This is a genomic window from Mycobacterium sp. IS-1496, assembly GCF_001499995.1.
In the GTDB taxonomy this organism is placed as follows: Bacteria; Actinomycetota; Actinomycetes; order Mycobacteriales; family Mycobacteriaceae; genus Mycobacterium.
On sequence record NZ_LQIU01000012.1, the window covers coordinates 17,343 to 37,128 of the forward strand.

Genomic DNA, 19,786 nt, shown 5'->3' on the forward strand with positions numbered 1-19,786 from the left:
ATGCGTGCCATGGTCTACCGCGGTCCCTACAAGATCCGGGTCGAAGAGAAGGACATCCCGCGAATCGAGCATCCCAACGATGCCATCGTGCGGGTCGAGTTGGCCGCGATCTGCGGGTCCGATCTGCACCTGTACCACGGGATGATGCCCGACACCCGGGTCGGGATGACGTTCGGGCACGAGTTCATCGGTGTGGTCCACGAAGTCGGGCCGTCGGTGCAGAACCTCAAACCCGGCGACCGGGTGATGGTGCCGTTCAACATCTACTGCGGTTCGTGTTACTTCTGCGCCCGCGGCCTGTATTCGAACTGCCACAACGTGAATCCCAACGCGACGGCCGTCGGCGGCATCTACGGCTACTCGCACACCTGCGGCGGATACGACGGCGGTCAGGCCGAGTTCGTCCGCGTGCCGTTCGCCGATGTGGGGCCCTCGCTGATTCCGGACACCATCTCCGACGAGGACGCGTTGATGTGCACCGACGCGCTGGCCACCGGGTACTTCGGCGCGCAGCTCGGCGACATCGTCGAGGGCGACGTGGTGGCCGTGTTCGGCGCCGGGCCGGTCGGGCTGTTCGCCGCCCAGTCGGCGTGGCTGATGGGAGCGGGCCGGGTGATCGTCATCGACCACCTCGAGTACCGGCTGGAGAAGGCGCGCACCATGGCCCACGCCGAGACCCGCAACTTCGCCGAGTACGACGACATCGTCGTCGAGATGAAGAAGGCCACCGGTCATCTCGGCGCCGACGTCGTCATCGACGCGGTGGGGGCCGAGGCCGACGGCAACTTCCTGCAGCACGTGGCGGCCGCGAAATTCAAGATGCAGGGCGGTTCACCGGTCGCGCTGAACTGGGCGATCGACTCGGTGCGCAAGGGTGGGACCGTTTCGGTGATGGGTGCCTACGGACCGATCTTCAGCGCGGTCAAGTTCGGCGACGCGATGAACAAGGGGCTGACCCTGCGGATGAACCAGTGCCCGGCCAAACGGCAGTGGCCGCGGTTGTTCTCGCACATCGAGAACGGTTATCTCAAACCGAGTGAGATTGTCACACACCGGATTCCGCTCGAGCACATCTCCGAGGGGTACCACATCTTCTCCGCCAAGCTCGACAACTGCATCAAGCCGATCATCGTTCCCAGCGCAGCGTGAGGACTCCTATGACCTACACCGCAGACCATCCGCCCGTCCCGTCGTCCGAGGAACTGCGCGCCCGCATCCCCGGCTGGGGAGCCGACCTCGACCCCGCCGATCGGCCGTCGGTGCCCAAGCTGCGGTCCGAGCCGACCGGGGCGCATTGGGATTTCCCGGAGCGGCAACCCGAGACGTGGCCGCGGGAACGCTCGATCGAGCACGAGTTCCTCACCCCCGTCTTCGGCACCTCCGCCCCGCCGCGCGGCCTGTCGGGGGCGATCCGCAAGTACGCCTACGCCGAACACAGCGAGGGGAAGGCCGCGCACTGGCTGCTGCTGATCCTCGCCGATCGGGTCGACGCCGTGGAGCACCACCTGCAGTCGTTCGCGAGCCTGCGCCCGGACAACCCGATCACCGAGAGCGGGGTGAAGGCCGAGTTCACCCACAACGGCCTGGCGGCCCGCACCAGCACCAAACGCGTTGACCGCAACCACATGTGGCTGGACCCGATCATCGTCGCCGGCCCGTGGGTGGTGTCGGCGCTGCTCGGGGCGCGGGCAGTGGGGAAGGTCGCCCGCCGGGTGCGCCGCTAGCGGTCGAGCAGCTCGTCGAGCATCGCAGTGAACCGCTCGGGGTCGGCCGGGGTGAACGCCGGACGCCACCGGTTGCCGGCCACGTCGAGTGTGACCAGCGTCGATTTGAACGGCCGGCGCATGTCCAGCGGCAGCCACCGCCGCAGATCCGAACTGCCCCACATGCGGAAGCGGTGCACGAACGACCCGAGCGGTTCGGCGCGGTAACCGCGGACCTGCTGCAGCGGGATCACCTTCGAGGTGCCCGACGGGAAGTGGTAGCGCCGCAACGTGATCGCGTGCTTGTCGAGCTGGATCTGACCGTCGTCGTAGTACTGCCGCGGTGCTGTCACAGCGGTCCGGTCCGCAGTTCGTGACCCTTGGTCGTCAGGCATCGTCCGTTCTCCAGATTCCATTGCCAGCCGTGCAGATTGCAGGTCAGGGTGTTGCCCTCCACCACGCCGAACTTCGACAGGTCGGCCTTGAGATGCGGGCAGCGCCGCTGGAACTCGTACCCGCCCATCGTGATCGACGCCGAATCGTCGTGCGCCTCGGCGAACCACCCGTCGGCGTAGGCCACACGTTCGTCGGTGAGACATTTGAAGAACGTGTACAGGTACTCGTTGTAACCGCCGACCCGCCAGGCGCGGAAGCGGGTGGACAGGAAGATGGTGTTCACCCAGTCCGGTTCCCCGTCGCGCAGCACGGTGCGCACCAGTTCGGGGGCGATCTCGAAACCGTAACGGAACTTCTCGTCCGGAATCGGTTCGCGTACAACGCGCTTCGGGAAGTCGACGACGACCGTCTCGGCGCCGATGCGCAACTCGACCGGATAGCCGATGCCGTCGCAGATCTGGTCGCTCTGCACCATGATCGGCTCGAACTTCTCGCGCAGCGGTTCGAGCAGCGATTCACCGTGCGCGGGCGCCCATGTCGCCTTCTCCGCGGCCAGGACCGGCGCCATCCGCTGCGCGAACGCCTCGATGTAGTCCGCCTTGCCGGTGGTGAAGATCGCCTCGACCTCGTCGTCGGGCAACGGGTGGGTCAGCGAATGCAGTTGAGAGCCGGTGAAGTCGGCGGTCGACCCCGGGATCATCAGCAGGCCGCCGTCGTGGCCGTGCCTGCGCATCTGGTCGAGGAACACCATCTGGTCGGGGAAGATGTTCGCCGGGTCGCCGTGGTCGTCGTTGAGGTCCCGCAGTTCGGGGTCGAGGAAGCACGGCGGGCCCGCCGACGGGATCACCCAGGTGGCTCCCACCTGCGCGATGTACTGGCGGCACCGGTCCATTTGGCGTTGGCGCTTCTGTGTGCCGAACGCCTCCTTGGCGCGGGCGGGCATGTCGTAGACCATCGGGTACCAGATCGCGCCCGAGTACTGCAGCATGTGGACGTCGACGTGGCCGAAGTCGGCGGCCAGCACATCGAGATCGACCGGCCGCGCGTCGTTCATGTTGAAGGCGACGGTGTCACCGTCGTCGACCACCAGCCCGGAGTCCCCGATCGGGCCGTCGGCCGGCGCCCGCAGCGCGATGATCATCACATCGAGGTCGCCCTTGGGGCCGCTGACGCGGTGCTTGACCGAGTCGGTGGTCTCGAAGAACCGGTGGAAACCCAGTTTCTCCAGCTCACGCCGCAGGTCCGGCACCGGATAGTCGGGCAGCAGCACGACGGCGTCCTTGTTGACGTGCTCGCGCAGGTTCTTCGGATCGAAGTGGTCCTTGTGCAGGTGGGAGACGTAGAGGTAGTCGACGTCGCCGAGGGCGTCCCAGTCGAGTCGGGTGTTGTCCGGGAAGGGGAACCACGAGGCGAAGTAGGCCGGGTTGACCCACGGGTCGCACAGGATGCTCCCCGCTGTGGTGTCGATCCGGAAGCCGGCGTGTCCGACGCTGGTGACCTGCACATCTTCCTTCCTGCGCCCGGTGCCGCGCGCATGACGTCGTCGCCTCAGTCTAAGGGGCGCGGCCGGCGTGGACGGCCGCGCGCGGCCGGTGGTGTACCGCTCACCGCGCCGCTGTGTTGTGGCGCACTACGCTGGCCGTGTGGAACCGGTATACGGAACAGTCATCCAGCTCGCGCGGCTGACGTGGCGCCTGCAGGGTCTGAAGTTCACCGTCACCGGTGTCGAGAACCTGCCGAAGACCGGCGGCGCGGTGATCGCGATCAACCACACCAGCTACTTTGACTTCACCTTCGCCGGTCTGCCGGCCTACCGGCAGGGCCTGGGCCGCAAGGTCCGTTTCATGGCGAAGAAGGAAGTGTTCGACCACAAGATCACCGGACCGATCATGCGCAGCCTGCGCCACATCGAGGTGGACCGGGAGAACGGCGCCGCCTCGTTCGAGCACGCGTGCCAGGCGTTGCGGGCCGGGGAATTCGTCGGCGTGTACCCCGAGGCGACGATCAGCCGCAGCTTCGAGATCAAGGAGTTCAAATCGGGGGCCGCGCGGATGGCGATCGCCGCGCAGGTGCCGATCGTTCCGCACATCGTGTGGGGTGCGCAGCGGATCTGGACCAAGGGACACCCCAAGAAGCTGGCCCGCCCGAAGGTGCCGATCTCGATCGCCGTCGGCGAACCGATCGAGCCCACGCTGCCCGCACCGGAGTTGTCGGCGCTGCTCCACCACCGGATGCAGCATCTTCTCGAACGCGTGCAGGACGCCTACGGTCCGCATCCGCCGGGCGAATTCTGGGTGCCGCACCGGCTCGGCGGAGGCGCCCCGACGCTGGCGGAGGCCAACCGGATGGACATGGAGGAGGCGGCGGAGAAGGCGGCCCGGCGCGCCGAGCGGTCCGGGCCCGGCGGGGCGCCGGAGTAGCGCCTGTGGAGCCCGTTTTTCGCACGCTGGAGATCGTCGCGGAGGCGGCGACCAGGGTCACCGGGACACGGATCACCTATCACGGACTCGACAACCTCCCCGATCGCGGCGGTGCGGTCGTGGCCATCAACCACACCGGCTACGTCGACTTCCTGCCCGCGGCGCTGGCGGCCAAGGCCCGCGGTCGGCGCATGCGGTTCATGATCAAGGCGGAGATGGAGCAGGTCAGGGTCGTCGGCTATCTGATCAGGCACACCGGCACCATCCCGGTCGACCGGCGGGCGGGGGCGGGTGCGTACGCCGTCGCCGTCCAGGCGCTGCGCGCCGGTGAACTGGTCGGCGTGTATCCCGAGGCGACGATCAGCCGCAGCTTCGAACTCAAGGAGTTCAAGACCGGTGCGGCACGCATGGCGATCGAGGCCGAGGTGCCGATCGTCCCGCTCATCGTCTGGGGTGCGCACCGCGTGTGGACCAAGGACCATCCCCGTGCGCTGGGCCGCAGGCGGATCCCGGTCACGGTGGCCGTGGGTGAGCCGATGGTCCCCGTGGGGTCGATGGCCGACGTGAGTGCGGCGCTGCGCGCGTCGATGGAGGCGTTGCTCGCGCGGGCGCAGGCCGACTACCCCGCGCCCGCCGGGCAGTATTGGGTGCCGCGCAGGCTGGGAGGCAGCGCGCCGACCCTCGAGGAGGCCAGACGTCTCGACGAGGCGGAACTGGCGGAACGTGCCCGGAGACGGGCAGAAGGCAGACGGACGAGATGACATCCCCAACATGACACTGCCCGCGATGATCGCCACCGACGTGGACGGCACGCTGCTCGACGACGACGAGAAGGTCTCGCCGCGCACGCGTGCGGCCGTGCACGCCGCCGTCGACGCCGGGGTGCAGTTCGTGCTCGCGACCGGACGACCACCCCGCTGGGTGGCGCCGGTGGTCGACGGGCTGGGCCTGGCGCCGATGGCGGTGTGCGCCAACGGCGCCGTCATCTACGACCCGGCCACCGACCGCATCGTGTCGGCGCGCACCCTGTCCGTCGACGCGCTCAGCGAACTGGCCGACATCGCAGGCCGGGTCATCCCCGGTTCGGGTCTGGCCGTCGAGCGGGTCGGCAACTCCGCGCACGACGCGGCGACCCCGCAGTTCGTGAGCTCACCCGGTTACGAGCACGCATGGCTCAACCCGGACAACACCGAGGTGTCGCTCGAGGACCTGCTCAGCGCCCCCGCCGTCAAACTGCTCATCCGCAAATCGGGGGCCAGCAGCGCCGAGATGGCCGCCGAACTCGCCAGACACATCACCGGCGAGGGCGACATCACCTACTCGACCAACAACGGCCTGATCGAGGTCATGCCGTCGGGCATCAGCAAGGCCAGCGGCATCCAGGAGCTCGCAGGTCCGCTCGGGCTGGTGGCCGGCGACGTGGTGACGTTCGGCGACATGCCCAACGACGTGCCGATGCTGCGCTGGGCCGGCCACGGTGTGGCGATGGGCAACGCGCATCCCGAGGCGGTGTCGGCCGCCGACGAGGTGACCGCCCGCAACGCCGACGACGGCGTGGCGCGGGTCCTCGAGCGCTGGTGGATGTAGCGACCGTCAGGGGTTGATGGGCGCGGTGAACCGCTCCAGCTGCACCGGTGGCGTATGCGACGACGCGGGCGGCAGTTCGAGCGGGACACCGTCGATCACGCGAACGACGGTGCTCTTCTCGCGGTCGAAGTTCAGCGTGCCGTGCTGGAAGTTCTGCTTGATCCACAGCGGTTCGTGGATCTCGCCGCTGGTGGGCAGTCCGAGGGCGCCGCGTTCGAAACCGAGCGAACCCCAGGCGTCGTAGAGGGCGCCCATCACCGGGGCCGCACCGCTTTCCGGCGACCAGTACATCGCGCCGCGTTCGAATCGCACGTACCGGGCCGATCCCTCGCCGGCGGCCTCCGGCGAGGTGGGTGCGCCGAGCGCGCCGGCCATCCCGCCCATCTTCGTCCAGCGGTCGAAAATCGCTCCGCCACGCAGTGTTTCGGCGAGGTCCTCCGGCCCGGGCGGCGCGTTGAACCGGGCGGCGATGGCCCGCAGGTCGCCCATCGCGGCGTACGCGGCGTTGCCGGGGCATTCGGTGTTGCCGACGTCGCGGTGGGTGAAGATGCTCGGCAGCCTGGGCGTCGCACCGGCCGGGAAGTGGGTGAAGGAGCCGCCGGCGCTGGTCAGCACCGTGGTGCCCATCGGGTCGACGCGGTCGAGGCCGAGCCGCCAGCCCAGCAGCCTGCCGGTGGTGCGCAGTTGGATGGGGGTGGGCGGGACCACCTCGAAGTTGCCCATCATCGCGACACCCCATGTGTCGGTGTTGAAACCGCCGGTGTGGGAGGCCTCGACCGGGCGGTCCATCCCGCCCGCGCGGCCCTCGAAGACCTGGCCGAACTTGTCGACCAGGGCGTTGTAGCCCAGGTCGCACCAGCCCAGCGTGCGGGTGTGGTACTCGTAGATCGACCGGACCATCCCGGCCGAATCCTCCGGCGCGTAGTCGTTGCTGCCCGCGGTGTGGTGGACGACCCCGGCGCGGACGGCGGCGTCGTAGCGCGGCGCGCCGCACCGCATCGATTCGTCGGCGCCCCACTGTGCGCGGGTGATGATGCGCGGCGGGACCCCGGGGGCGACCACGGCGTTCGGGAGCGGCGCGGTGTCCACCGGCGCCTGCGGCGGAGAAATCAGCACCGCGTTGATGTTCTGCGCGAACGGCTGCTCGACGGTGGCGGGCAGGTAGCCGAGATCGGGCCCCCGGCGTTCGGCGGCCGACGGGGCGCTCGGCGGAGCGTCGGCCGGCCTGGTCACGGCGATCTGGACGGTGGTGGTGCGCCCGACGAACACCGGATCGGTGCCACGCCGCGCGGCGGCCTCCTCGCCCACGCCTTCGAGGGGTTCGGCCTCGTACCAAGGCCCCCAGGAGCCGTCGTCCTTCTTGGCGCGCACCCGCGCTGAGGTTCCGGTGAGGTCCTCGGCGGTCAGCGCCACCATGGAGAACGGGGTGTCCTGGTGGATCTCGCGGACGGTCTCGCCACCGCCGAGCCCGGGGAGGGGCTGTTCGGTCACGGTGGGGGCGCCGGGCGCCGCGGATTCGTCGTCGTCACCGGGCAGTCCGTTGATTGCCCACGGAAGGAGCACGAGCGTCGCCGCTAACGCGGTGAAGAAGAGCGACGGCGCAGGTCGGCGGGACAGCACGGACTGATGTTACGTATGTGTCAGTTGTTACTGATGTTTCGACACGGCCGAAAACGGCAACCAAATAAAATCGCAACGGCACCGCAGAGCCGCGATCGGCTTCTGCGGTGCCGTTTCGATGCAGGTCTTCTACATGCCCGGGGCGGCGGGCGGGGCGGGCGGAGGCGGCAGCGGCGCACCGGCCGGTGGGGCCGCGGACTTGATGGCCCCGGTGATCGCGGGCACCACGACACCCTTGAGCAGGTCGATGGCCTGGCCGGCGCCGAGCTGGTTGGCCGCGCTGGACAGATCGCCCAGCAGTCCGGTGCTCGCGGGAGCGGTGGGCACCGTCGCCATCAGCGGATCGCCGAGGATCGGGTAGGTGCCCAGCGTGGGATCCGCGCCCAGCGGCGCGGAGATCGGCACCTCGCCCGGCACCGGCAGGGCGCCGGTGGAGACCGGGGTGAGCGCCGGGTCGAGAGTCGGCGTGGTGAGGCCCGGCGTGCTCAGCCCGGGCGAAGTCAGCCCCGGGAGATCACCGGTGGGGCTGGTCAGCCCCGGGCTGGTCAGCGCGGGGTTGGTCAGGCCGGCGTCACCGAGAGCCGGGGCCGTCGCGGTCAGCGGGGGCACGCTGGCATCCGGCGTCGTCAGGCCGGGGGTGGTCAGGCCGGGGGCCGTCAGTCCGGGGGTGGTCAGGCCCGGGGACGTGAGCCCCGGTGCGCCCAGTCCCGGGGTGGTCAGCGTCGTCGGCGCGGACGGCGTGCCGGTCAGCACCCCGGTCGGCATCGGCGGCAGGTTGATGCCGAACGACGACAGCCCCTGGGTCAGCGCGGACATCAACTCGCTGGGCAGATCGGTGACCATGGCGGCCTGGACGAATTCACGGTGCTGAGGCGCATCGGTGGACCCCGAGAGTTGGGTCACGGCCACGGCTGCGACTGGACTTGCGACGGCCAGGGCGGCGAACGCGCTCATGGCTGTCGAGGCCTTGCTGCGACGTCGGTTCGGCACGGAAGTCTCCTCAATACATGGACTACATGTGGCTATTGCTCGTAGTGGTCAAATCGGTGTCGACCGCGCCGAACTCCCTCTCTCGAGCCCACGCTCCGACGAGACCGATGCTACTGGCGTGACTGGTGTGACTAGAGTGGCGATACTGAATCGTGAGCTAATTGCGACCTGGACTCGCGGACCCGTTCCGGCGACCGGCGCGGCAGCATGTCGGGGAGAGCGGCCGCGGTCGGATACCCTGGCTGCCGATGAGCTCCCACTACGACCTTTTCGTCGTCGGCTCCGGCTTCTTCGGTCTGACGATCGCCGAGCGTGTGGCGACCCAGTTGGACAAACGGGTCCTCGTCATCGAGCGACGGGCACACCTCGGGGGTAACGCCTACTCCGAGCCGGAACCGCAGACCGGCATCGAGGTGCACCGCTACGGTGCGCACCTCTTCCACACCTCGAATCAGCGGGTGTGGGACTACGTCCGCCAGTTCACCGAGTTCACCGGCTACCAGCACCGGGTGTTCGCCCTGTACAACGGCCAGGCCTACCAGTTCCCGATGGGGCTGGGCCTGGTCAGCCAGTTCTTCGGCCGCTACTTCACCCCCGACCAGGCGCGCGCCCTCATCGCCGAGCAGGCCGCCGAGATCGACACCGAGGACGCGCAGAACCTCGAGGAGAAGGCGATCTCGCTGATCGGCCGCCCGCTCTACGAGGCGTTCGTCAAGCACTACACCGCCAAGCAGTGGCAGACCGACCCCAAGGAGCTGCCCGCCTCGACGATCAACCGCCTGCCGGTGCGCTACACCTTCGACAACCGCTACTTCAACGACACCTACGAGGGTCTGCCCGTCGAGGGCTACACGAAGTGGCTGGAGAACATGGCCGCCGACGGCCGCATCGAGGTCCGGCTGGACACCGACTGGTTCGACGTCCGCGACGAACTGCGGGCCGACAGCCCCGACGCCCCGGTGGTCTACACCGGCCCGGTGGACCGCTACTTCGACTACGACGAGGGCCGGCTGGGCTGGCGCACCCTGGACTTCGAGCTCGAGGTGCTCGACACCGGGGATTTCCAGGGCACCCCCGTCATGAACTACAACGACGCCGACGTGCCCTACACGCGCATCCACGAGTTCCGGCACTTCCACCCGGAGCGGGCCTACCCGACGGACAAAACCGTGATCATGCGTGAGTTCTCCCGGTTCGCCGACGAGGACGACGAGCCCTACTATCCGATCAACACCGAGTCCGACCGCGCGCTGCTGACCGCCTACCGGGCCAAGGCCAAGGCCGAGACCGCGTCGGCCAAGGTCCTGTTCGGCGGGCGACTGGGCACCTACCAGTACCTCGACATGCACATGGCGATCGCCAGCGCGCTGAACATGTACGACAACACCCTGGCGCCGCACCTGCGTGACGGTGCGCCCCTGACACAGGACGAGAATCCATGAGTGAGACCCCGACCGGTGCGCCGGTCGCAGGCGAATCCCGCGCAGTCAGCCTGCTGGCGCGCGTGATCCTGCCGCGGCCCGGTGAACCCCTCGACGTCCGCAAGCTCTATATAGAGGAATCCGAGACCAACGCCCGCCGGGCCCACGCCCGCAGCCGCACCACCCTGGAGATCGGCGCGGAGTCCGAGGTGTCGTTCGCCACCTACTTCAACGCGTTCCCGGCGAGCTACTGGCGGCGCTGGTCGACGCTGACGTCGGTGGTGCTGCGGACCGAGTTGACGGGCAGCGGCCGGGTCGACCTCTACCGCACCAAGGCCACCGGCGCCCGCATCTTCGTGGAGGGCAAGGCCTTCGCGAGCGAGGCCGACCGTCCCACCGTCGTCGAGGTGGAGATCGGTCTGCAGCCGTTCGAGGACGGCGGCTGGATCTGGTTCGACATCACCACCGACAGCGCCGTCACGCTGCACAGCGCCGGCTGGTACGCGCCGGTGCCCGCGCCCGGCGTGGCCAACATCGCCGTCGGTATCCCGACCTTCAACCGTCCCGACGACTGTGTGAACTCGTTGCGGGCGCTGACCTCGGATCCGCTGGTCGACGAGGTGATCAGCGCGGTGATCGTGCCCGACCAGGGCAACCGGAAGGTGCGCGACCACCCGGAGTTCGCCGACGCCGTGGCGCCGCTGGGCAACCGGCTGTCCATCCACGACCAGCCCAACCTCGGCGGGTCCGGCGGGTACAGCCGGGTGATGTACGAGGCGCTGAAGAACACCGACTGCGAACAGATCCTGTTCATGGACGACGACATCCGCGTCGAACCGGACTCGATCCTGCGCGCGCTGGCGCTGAACCGCTTCGCCAAGACGCCGATGCTGGTCGGCGGACAGATGCTGAACCTGCAGGAGCCGTCACACCTGCACATCATGGGCGAGGTCGTCGACCGCGCGAACTTCATGTGGACCTCGGCGCCGTACACCGAGTACGACCACGACTTCGCCAAGTACCCGCTGAACGCCAATTACGACAGAAGCCAGCTGCTGCACCGGCGCATCGACGTCGACTACAACGGCTGGTGGATGTGCATGATCCCACGGCAGGTCGCCGAGGAGCTGGGCCAGCCGCTGCCGCTGTTCATCAAGTGGGACGACGCCGAATACGGGCTGCGCGCGGCCGAACACGGATACCCGACCGCCACCATGCCGGGCACCGCGATCTGGCACATGGCGTGGAGCGACAAGGACGACGCGATCGACTGGCAGGCGTACTTCCACCTGCGCAACCGGTTGGTGGTGGCGGCGCTGCACTGGGACGGCGACATCCGCGGACTGGTCCGCAGCCATTTCAAGGCCACGCTCAAACACCTTGCCTGCCTTGAGTATTCGACCGTCGAAATCCAGAACAAGGCGATGGACGACTTCCTCGCCGGCCCGGAGCACATCTTCTCGATCCTGGAGAGCGCGCTGCCCGAGGTGCACCGCCTCCGCAAGCAGTACCCGGATGCCGTCGTGATGCCCGCGGCCAGTGAGCTGCCGCCGCCGTCGGAGAAGCTGCAGAAGATCGACCCGCCGGTGGCCAAACCGGTGATCGCCTACCACCTGCTGCGCGGCATCGTGCACAACGCGAAGAAGGCCGACCCGCAGCACCACGAACGCCCGCAGCTCAACGTGCCGACGCAGAACTCGCGATGGTTCCTGCTGTCCAAGTACGACGGTGTCACGGTGACCACCGCTGACGGCCGCGGCGTGGTCTACCGCCAGCGGGACCGCGCGAAGATGCTGGAGCTGCTCGGCCAGTCGATCCGCAGGCAGCGCCGGCTGGCCCGCCGGTTCGACGACATGCGCCGCGTCTACCGCGAAGCGCTGCCGGTGCTCGCCAGCAAGCAGAAGTGGGAATCGGTACTGCTGTCCCCCCAAGAAGTGCGATGAACGATGGTTGACGAACCGCGCGGCGAGGACGCCGCGTTGGTGGCAGTGCAGGCGGCTCTGGCCGGGCGCCCCGGGGTGCTCGAGGGTGCGCGTGGGCTGTCCCATTTCGGGGAGCACAGCGCGGGCTGGCTGGCCGTCGCCGGGCTCGGCGCGCTGCTGCAGCCGCACCGCCGCCGCGAATGGGTGGTCGCCGGTGCGGGTGCGTTCGCCGCACACGCCGCCGCGGTGCTGATCAAACGGGTGGTGCGCCGGGAGCGGCCGCATCACCCGGCCATCGCCGTCAACGTCGGCACGCCCAGCCGGCTGAGCTTCCCGTCCGCGCACGCGACCTCGACCACCGCGGCCGCGGTGCTGCTCGGCCGGGTGACCGGGTTGCCGCTGCCCGCGGTGCTGGTGCCGCCGATGGCGTTGTCGCGACTGGTGCTCGGCGTGCACTATCCCAGTGACGTGATGACCGGTGTCGCGGTCGGTGCGGTGGTCGCCGAGGCCACCGCGCGGGTGGCAGAGCGGGTCGGACACTGATGGCCGGCAGAGGTGAGCGCGGGGCAATGGAGCGGATCGAGATGGGTTCTGGGCGTCATGGGTATCGGGATGAGTGAGGAAGCGGCCCCGGTCACCGGACCGCCGCGCAGTCTGCCCGCCGGCATCGTCAAGGCGATCCGGCCGCGGCAGTGGGTGAAGAACCTGCTGGTGCTCGCCGCGCCACTCGTCGCACTCGGCGACGACCGGTTCACCTACGACTACCGCGAAGTGCTGATCAAAGTGTCGGTGGCGTTCGTCGCGTTCTGCCTGGCGGCGTCGACGGTCTACCTGGTCAACGACGCCCGCGACGTCGAAGCCGACCGCGCCCACCCCACCAAACGGTTCCGGCCCATCGCGGCGGGCGTGGTGTCCGAACGGCTGGCCTACGGCCTCGCGATCGTGCTCGGCGCGGCGTCGCTGATCATCTCGTGGCTGCTGACCCCCAACCTCGCGTTGGTGATGGCGGTCTACATCGTGATCCAGCTGGCCTACTGCTTCGGCCTCAAACATCAAGCGGTCCTTGACATCTGCATCGTGTCGTCGGGGTTCCTGATCCGCGCCATCGCCGGCGGTGTGGCCGCCGACATCCCACTGTCGCAGTGGTTCCTGCTCGTCATGGCGTTCGGATCGCTGTTCATGGCCGCGGGCAAGCGGTACGCCGAACTCCAGTTGGCCGAACGGACCGGCGCCAAGATCCGCAAGTCGCTCGAGCGCTACACCACCACCTACCTGCGGTTCGTGTGGACGATGTCCGCGACCGCGGTGGTGCTCTGCTACGGCCTGTGGGCGTTCGGGCGTGACGACCAGGGCGGCACCTCCTGGTTCGTCGTCTCGATGATCCCGTTCACCATCGCGATCCTGCGCTACGCCGTCGACGTCGACGGCGGTATGGCCGGTGAGCCCGAGGAGATCGCGCTACGCGACCGGGTGCTGCAGTTCCTCGCCGTGGCGTGGATCGGGACTGTCGGTGCGGCAGTCATCTTCGGCTGACGCGGCTCGGCGGGCCACCGGGTCGGGTGTGGCGCGCCGACTGGCCCGCGGCCCGGCGTTCCCGTTCGACGTCACCGTCCGGGTCAGTCTGTGGGTCAGTGTCGCCGTGGTGGCGGTGTTGTTCGGCTGGGGCGCCTGGCAGCGCAGGTGGATCGCCGACGACGGCCTGATCGTGCTGCGCACGGTGCGCAATCTGCTGGCAGGCAACGGGCCGGTGTTCAACGCGGGAGAACGCGTCGAGGCCAACACCTCGACGCTGTGGACCTACCTGATCACCGCGGGCGCCTGGGTCGGCGGCTTCGTGCAACTGGAGTACATCGTGCTGGTGTTCGCGCTGGTGCTCAGCGTGGCCGGGGTGGTGCTGGCGATGCTCGGCACCGCCCGCCTCTACGCGCCCGGCCTGCAGGGCCGCCGGGCGCTGCTGCTGCCCGCCGGGGTGCTGGTCTACATCGCGGTGCCCCCGGCGCGCGACTTCGCCACCTCCGGGTTGGAGAACGGGCTGGTCATCGCCTATCTCGGCTTGTTGTGGTGGATGTTGGTGTGCTGGTCTCAGGCGTTGCGCGGCCCGTCGGCGTCAGCCTCGGGCCGCGATGCGGTGAGCGGGCCGTTCACCGCCGCGCTGGCCTTCGTCGCCGGCCTGAGCGTGCTGGTGCGCCCGGAACTCGCGCTGATCGGCGTCGGTGTGCTGGTGATGGTGCTGGTGGCCGCCCGCTCCTGGCGGCGCCGCCTGCTGATCGTCGTCGCGGGCGGACTCCTGCCGGTGCTCTACCAGATCTTCCGCATGGGCTACTACGCCCTGATCGTCCCCGGCACCGCCGTGGCCAAGGACGCCACCGGCGCGAAGTGGCCGCAGGGGTTCACGTACTTCACCAACTTCGCCGAGCCCTACCTGCTGTGGGTGCCCGCCGTCCTGCTGATCCTGACCGGTGTCGTGCTGCTGAGCACCCGCAGCCGCCCGTGGTGGATCCGGCACCAGCCGCCCCGCGGCTACGGCCGCCTGGCCCGGATGGTGCAGAGCCCGCCGGCGGTGGTGCTGTTCATCGTGTGCAGCGGCCTGCTGCAGGGCATCTACTGGATCCGCCAGGGCGGCGACTTCATGCACGGCCGGGTACTGCTCACCCCGTTGTTCTGCACACTGCTGCCGGTCTCGGTGATCCCCGTCGTCCTGCCCGACGGCAGCCGGTTCAGCCGCGAGACCGGCTATCTGCTGGCCGGCGCCACCAGCATGCTGTGGCTCGCGGTGGCGGGATGGTCACTGTGGGCGGCCAATGCGCCGGGGATGGGTCCGGACGCCACCCGGGTCACCGACACCGGCATCGTCGACGAGCGCCGCTTCTATGCGCAGGCCACCGGTCACGCCCACCCGCTGACCGCCGCCGACTACCTGGACTATCCGCGGATGCGCGCGGTCGTCACCGCGCTGGAGAACACCCCCGACGGGGCCCTGCTGCTGCCCGCGGGCAACTACGACATGTGGGACGTGGTGCCCGCGCTCCCGCCGCCGCCCGACGCCGGCAGGGACTACATCGGTCCGCACACCGTGTTCTTCACCAACCTGGGCATGCTCGGGATGAACGTGGGCCTCGACGTGCGGGTCATCGACCAGATCGGGCTGGCCAACCCGCTGGCCGCGCACACCGAACGCCTCGAGGACGGCCGCATCGGCCACGACAAGAACCTGTTCCCGGACTGGGCGATCGCCGAGGGGCCGTTCCTCAAGATCCCGCCGTACCTGCCGGTGTACATCGACCGGGACTGGGTCGCCCAGGCCGAGGCGGCGCTGAAGTGCCCGGCCACCGAGTCGGTGCTGAACTCGATCCGCGCGCCGCTGACGCCCCGGCAGTTTCTGTCCAACGTGGCGCACGCCTACGAATTCACCCAGTACCGGTTGAACCGGGTGCCGCGCGACGAGCTCATCCGGTGCGGGATGGCCGTCCCCGAACCCCACGAACCGCCGTACACGGGCATGCCGGCGGCCGGGCCGTGACGGCTCCCCGGTGGCGACCGCCGATTTGTCGGCCGGGTGTGTCGTCTGTTTGGGTAACGCCGGAGGCAGGTCGGGGCGATACCCCGGTCAGGTGTCCCGCACACCGGTTGAACGCTGCCCTGACGACCGCCGTGTCAACGGCCCCGAACCCGATCGAAGGACCGCAGATGCCCAGCACGCCGCGTTCCGGCCCGGCCGCGCGTCTGCGCACGTCGGGGGCGGTGATCGCGGTTCGTCGGCCCCGGGTGATCAATTCCACGCACACCCCCGGTGGCGACGTCGCCACCCTCGGATCCCCCCTCGGCGGGCACCCGCGCGCCGGGGCGCTGAGGTGCGTGAACGCACCTCGCACCCACCGGCTCGAACGCCTCCTGCAACGGCGCAGCGGCGGTCGTGGCGAAACACGCTGGAGAGAACGATCACACGATCGTGTGGTTGACTACACGGGCAACGCGGCTGGTTTGGAGTGCCCGGACCGGTTGCGGCTTACGACAGATGGGAAATAGCAGTATGAGTTTCGTTGGGAAGATGCGCGCCGCGGTGAAAGCCATGCCGCGCCGGCTCACGATGGGCGCCATGGCCGTCGTCACGGCCACCGCCGTGGTGCCCGGGCTGGTGGGCGCAACGGGAGGCTCGGCGACTGCAGGGGCGTTCTCGCGTCCCGGCCTGCCGGTCGAGTACCTCATGGTCCCGTCTGCGGGCATGGGCCGCGACATCAAGGTCCAGTTCCAGAGCGGCGGCGCCAACTCCCCGGGTGTCTACCTGCTCGACGGCCTGCGCGCGCAGGAGGACTTCAACGGCTGGGACATCAACACCGCCGCGTTCGAGTGGTACCTCGACTCCGGCCTGTCGGTGATCATGCCGGTCGGCGGCCAGTCCAGCTTCTACAGCGACTGGTACAAGCCCGCCTGCGGTAAGGCCGGTTGCTCCACCTACAAGTGGGAGACCTTCCTCACCAGCGAGCTGCCCGCCTACCTGGCGTCGACCAAGGGTGTGAACCCGAACCGTAACGCCGCCGTCGGCCTGTCGATGGCCGGTTCCGCCGCGATGACGCTGGCGATCTACTACCCGCAGCAGTTCCAGTACGCGGCGTCGCTGTCGGGCTTCCTGAACCTGTCCGAGGGCTGGTGGCCGATGCTGGTCGGCCTGTCGATGGGTGACGCGGGCGGTTACAAGTCCGAGGACATGTGGGGTCCGTCGAGCGATCCGGCGTGGAAGCGCAACGACCCGATGGTCAACATCGACAAGCTGGTCGCCAACGGCACCCGCATCTGGGTGTTCTGCGGTAACGGCAAGCCGGCCGACATCAACGGCCAGGTCGAGGGCGACAACTTCAACGCGAAGTTCCTCGAGGGCTTCACGCTGCGCACGAACGAGACGTTCCAGGAGCAGTACCTGGCCGCGGGTGGCCGCAACGGCGTGTTCAACTTCCCGCAGTCCGGTACCCACAGCTGGGGCTACTGGGGCCAGCAGCTCCAGCAGATGAAGCCGGACATCCAGCGCGTGCTGGGTGCGGTGCCGCAGCCGAGCCCCGCGCCGGCCCCGGCTGGCTGACCGACGGCTCACGCAACGATCCGCAGGCGGCGGCGATCCCTCACGGGGTCGCCGCCGTCGGCCGTTTGCGGGGGCTTTCCAACCCGGCGCCCGACAGTGGTGTGGTTCACTACCTGCGGCGGGGATTGGCGAACAGACGGTCGACAGACGTGAGGTGTGCCGAATGATGCGTGGGTTGTTGCGAGCGGTCGCGGCCGTGGTGCTGGCCGCGGGCCTGTGGTCGGCGACGGAGATGACCTCCGAGACCACCGCCCGGGCCCAGGGCGTCGAGTACCTGATGGTGCCTTCGGCCGCCATGGGCCGGGCCATCCCGGTCGCGTTCCAGGGTGGGGGACCGCACGCGGTGTTCCTGCTCGACGCCTTCAACGCCGCCCCCGAGGTGAGCAACTGGGTGACCGCGGGCAACGCGATGAACACGCTTGCCGGCAAGGGCATCTCGGTCGCCGCGCCCGCCGGCGGCGCGTGGAGCCTCTACACCAACTGGGAGCAGGACGGCAGCCGGCAGTGGGAGACGTTCCTGGCCACCGAGCTGCCAGACTGGCTGGCCGCCAACAAGGGCCTGGCCCCCGGCGGGCACGGCATCGTCGGCGCTGCCCAGGGCGGGACCGGCGCGATGATGATGGCCACCTTCCATCCCGACCGCTTCCGCTACGCCGGGTCCATGTCGGGGTTCATGACACCGTCGGCCACCACGCTCAACGGCGCCATCACCGCGGGCCTGGCCCAGTACGGCGGCGTCGACACCCGCAACATGTGGGGCCTCCCACAGCTGGGCCGCTGGAAGTGGCACGACCCCGACGTCCACATCCAGCTGCTGGCGAACAACAACACCCGGCTGTGGGTCTACAGCCCGACCACGCTGACATGCGTCGACCCGGCCGCGATGATCGGGTACTGCGATCAGGCCCAGGGCAGCAACCGGGCGTTCTACCAGCACTATCGTGCCGTCGGCGGCAGCAACGGGCACTTCGACTTCCCGGCGGGCGGCGAGCACGGCTGGGGCAGCTGGGCGCCGCAACTGGGAGCCATGTCGGGTGACCTGGTGGCCGCGATCCGCTGACCGGCGGCCGATCCGGTCACCGGGGCCCGCGTCGGGCAGCCGGTACCGTGGAACCGTGCAGCACACCCAACGGCGGATCCTCCCCACGCTGTTCGTGCTGTCCGCGGTCGTGCTCGTCGCCGCGTGCGCGCTGACCGACGACGTGCTCAACCGTGACGTCACCTCGACCGCGCCACCGCCGCCCGCCGCGCTACCCCATGACGCGGGCGACCGCGGATCGGATCTGCCCAGCCCGCCCGAGGGCGCCGGGCAGCCGGGTGCGGTGACGGTCACCGGCCAGCAGCGGCGCTACCTGGACGCGCTGAAGGCCGCCGGGGTGCGGGCCACCACCGAACTGCGAGCCCTGTCCATCGGATCCGCGGTCTGTCAGGCGCGCGCGGCCAAGCAGAGCGATCAGGCGGTGTGGGAGTTCATCCTGCCGCTCGTGCGCAGCGACGTGCGCGCGACGCGACCCAGTTCCATGCGAACCTCGGTGAGGGAGGTCGACTCCGCGACCGCCGACTACATTCGCATCGCAACCGAACGACTCTGCTAGCGCAGACCCGCGTACGCGAGGAGCCGAATACCCCATGCCGAAAACCAGTCGACGCAAGCGTCACCGCATCCTCGCCCTGGCCGCCGCCGGGGCGATGGCCCTGGTGGTGGTGCTGGTCGTGGCCATCATCGTGGTGGTGATGCGCAAACCCGACACACCGGACACGGCGCTGCCCCCCACCGCGGTGCCGCCGACGGGCGTGCCGTCGACCGGGAAGCCGCGCCCGGAGTTCCAGGACGCCAGCTGCCCGGACGTGCAGCTGCTGTCCATTCCGGGCACGTGGGAGTCCTCGCCGCAGATGGACCCGTTCAACCCCAACCAGTTCCCGATCGCGCTGCTGCTCAACGTGACCAACCCGCTGCGCGCGGAGTTCGGCAACGACCGCCTCGAGATCTACACGGTTCCCTACACCGCGCAGTTCCACAATCCGTTCTCGGCGGACAAGCAGATGTCGTACAACGACAGTCGCGCCGAGGGCACCCAGGCCGCGGTCAAGGCGCTGACGGACATGAACAACCGGTGCCCGTTGACCAGCTACGTCATCGTCGGGTTCTCGCAGGGCGCGGTGATCGCCGGGGACATCGCCAGCGACGTCGGCAACGGCCGCGGCCCCATCGACCAGGACCTGCTGCTCGGGGTGACCGCGATCGCCGACGGCCGCCGCCAGACCGGTGTCGGGCAGGACGTCGGGCCCAACCCGCCGGGGGTGGGTGCGGAGATCACGCTGCACGAGGTGCCGACGCTGAGCGCCCTGGGCCTGAGCATGACGGGACCGCGTCCGGGTGGTTTCGGCCAGCTCAACGACCGGGTCTTCGAGATCTGCGCGCCGGGCGACCTGATCTGCGCCGCTCCGGAGTCGGCGTTCTCGATCGTCAACCTGCCACGCACGCTGGAGACCCTGGCGGGCGGCGCCGGTCAGCCGATCCATGCGATGTACGCCACCCCGCAGTTCTGGCAGGTCGACGGCCAGCCGGCGACGGAGTGGACGCTGAACTGGGCGCGGAACGTCATCGAGAGCGCGCCGCAACCAAAACATGGTTGACATGTGACCGAGTTGA

Annotated in this window: 18 protein-coding genes; 14 read left to right on the forward strand and 4 right to left on the reverse strand. The window is 69.2% G+C overall.

Translation table 11 applies throughout. The features are described 5' to 3' along the window. Positions 1-1,149 (forward strand): zinc-dependent alcohol dehydrogenase, encoded by a 1,149-nt coding sequence (locus AU195_RS07575; RefSeq protein ID WP_059158764.1) that lies wholly within the window; start codon positions 1-3, stop codon positions 1,147-1,149. Between the two features lie 8 nt (positions 1,150-1,157). Next, on the forward strand, positions 1,158-1,724 hold the full coding sequence (locus AU195_RS07580; protein WP_059158457.1) for a hypothetical protein: 567 nt from the start codon (positions 1,158-1,160) through the stop codon (positions 1,722-1,724). Here the strand turns inward: AU195_RS07580 and AU195_RS07585 are convergent. Both AU195_RS07585 and AU195_RS07590 read right to left on the reverse strand, forming a co-directional pair. Beyond that, complete coding sequence (locus tag AU195_RS07585) at positions 1,721-2,056, reverse strand: hypothetical protein (protein WP_059158458.1); 336 nt, start codon at positions 2,054-2,056, stop codon at positions 1,721-1,723. The genes AU195_RS07580 and AU195_RS07585 overlap by 4 nt on opposite strands. Beyond that, a complete protein-coding gene (locus AU195_RS07590) occupies positions 2,053-3,603 on the reverse strand; it encodes an MBL fold metallo-hydrolase (RefSeq protein WP_059158459.1) in 1,551 nt (516 codons plus the stop codon). Before AU195_RS07590 ends, AU195_RS07585 begins: the two co-directional genes overlap by 4 nt. 139 nt (positions 3,604-3,742) lie before the next feature. Here AU195_RS07590 and AU195_RS07595 point away from each other — a divergent pair, with 139 nt between their 5' ends. From AU195_RS07595 to AU195_RS07605, 3 genes are read left to right on the forward strand one after another with little or no spacing between them, the layout of a single operon-like run. After that, the gene (locus AU195_RS07595) at positions 3,743-4,519 is read left to right on the forward strand and encodes a lysophospholipid acyltransferase family protein (protein WP_059158765.1); all 777 of its coding nucleotides are present in this window, start codon (positions 3,743-3,745) and stop codon (positions 4,517-4,519) included. 5 nt (positions 4,520-4,524) lie between these two features. Continuing rightward, on the forward strand, positions 4,525-5,280 hold the full coding sequence (locus AU195_RS07600; protein WP_059158460.1) for a lysophospholipid acyltransferase family protein: 756 nt from the start codon (positions 4,525-4,527) through the stop codon (positions 5,278-5,280). Between the two features lie 10 nt (positions 5,281-5,290). Then, on the forward strand, positions 5,291-6,106 hold the full coding sequence (locus tag AU195_RS07605) for a Cof-type HAD-IIB family hydrolase (protein WP_059158461.1): 816 nt from the start codon (positions 5,291-5,293) through the stop codon (positions 6,104-6,106). Positions 6,107-6,112: 6 nt separating this feature from the next. Here the strand turns inward: AU195_RS07605 and AU195_RS07610 are convergent, their stop codons facing one another. Both AU195_RS07610 and AU195_RS07615 read right to left on the reverse strand, forming a co-directional pair. Next, a complete protein-coding gene (locus tag AU195_RS07610) occupies positions 6,113-7,726 on the reverse strand; it encodes an N-acetylmuramoyl-L-alanine amidase (RefSeq protein WP_059158462.1) in 1,614 nt (537 codons plus the stop codon). A 129-nt stretch (positions 7,727-7,855) separates the two neighbouring features. Further along, entirely contained in the window at positions 7,856-8,716 is an 861-nt protein-coding gene (locus AU195_RS07615; RefSeq protein ID WP_059158463.1) for a hypothetical protein, read from the reverse strand. 248 nt (positions 8,717-8,964) lie between these two features. Between AU195_RS07615 and glf the strand changes: the two genes are divergently transcribed. The 9 genes from glf to culp6 all read left to right on the forward strand — a co-directional run bounded on the left by glf (position 8,965) and on the right by culp6 (position 19,770). Then, positions 8,965-10,158: a UDP-galactopyranose mutase gene (gene glf, locus AU195_RS07620; protein ID WP_059158464.1), complete on the forward strand. Its 1,194-nt coding sequence runs from the start codon at positions 8,965-8,967 to the stop codon at positions 10,156-10,158. Then, positions 10,155-12,080 (forward strand): glycosyltransferase, encoded by a 1,926-nt coding sequence (locus AU195_RS07625; protein WP_059158465.1) that lies wholly within the window; start codon positions 10,155-10,157, stop codon positions 12,078-12,080. Before glf ends, AU195_RS07625 begins: the two co-directional genes overlap by 4 nt. A 3-nt stretch (positions 12,081-12,083) precedes the next feature. Next, positions 12,084-12,602, forward strand: coding sequence for a phosphatase PAP2 family protein (locus tag AU195_RS07630; protein WP_059158466.1), 519 nt, complete (start codon positions 12,084-12,086; stop codon positions 12,600-12,602). A gap of 69 nt (positions 12,603-12,671) precedes the next feature. Then, positions 12,672-13,592 carry a decaprenyl-phosphate phosphoribosyltransferase gene (locus AU195_RS07635; RefSeq protein ID WP_059096292.1) on the forward strand — a complete coding sequence of 307 codons (921 nt, stop codon included), beginning with the start codon at positions 12,672-12,674 and terminating at the stop codon, positions 13,590-13,592. Beyond that, entirely contained in the window at positions 13,570-15,579 is a 2,010-nt protein-coding gene (gene aftB / locus AU195_RS07640) for a terminal beta-(1->2)-arabinofuranosyltransferase (RefSeq protein WP_059158467.1), read from the forward strand. Before AU195_RS07635 ends, aftB begins: the two co-directional genes overlap by 23 nt. Before the next feature lie 510 nt (positions 15,580-16,089). Further along, positions 16,090-17,133, forward strand: a complete 1,044-nt coding sequence (locus tag AU195_RS07645) for an esterase family protein (RefSeq protein WP_059158468.1) — start codon at positions 16,090-16,092, stop codon at positions 17,131-17,133. 163 nt (positions 17,134-17,296) lie between these two features. Then, entirely contained in the window at positions 17,297-18,193 is an 897-nt protein-coding gene (locus AU195_RS07650; RefSeq protein WP_059158469.1) for an alpha/beta hydrolase-fold protein, read from the forward strand. Beyond that, positions 18,168-18,728, forward strand: a complete 561-nt coding sequence (locus tag AU195_RS07655) for a DUF732 domain-containing protein (RefSeq protein ID WP_059158470.1) — start codon at positions 18,168-18,170, stop codon at positions 18,726-18,728. Before AU195_RS07650 ends, AU195_RS07655 begins: the two co-directional genes overlap by 26 nt. Before the next feature lie 34 nt (positions 18,729-18,762). Next, the gene (gene culp6 / locus AU195_RS07660) at positions 18,763-19,770 is read left to right on the forward strand and encodes a carboxylesterase Culp6 (RefSeq protein ID WP_059158471.1); all 1,008 of its coding nucleotides are present in this window, start codon (positions 18,763-18,765) and stop codon (positions 19,768-19,770) included. Positions 19,771-19,786: the final 16 nt, after the last annotated feature.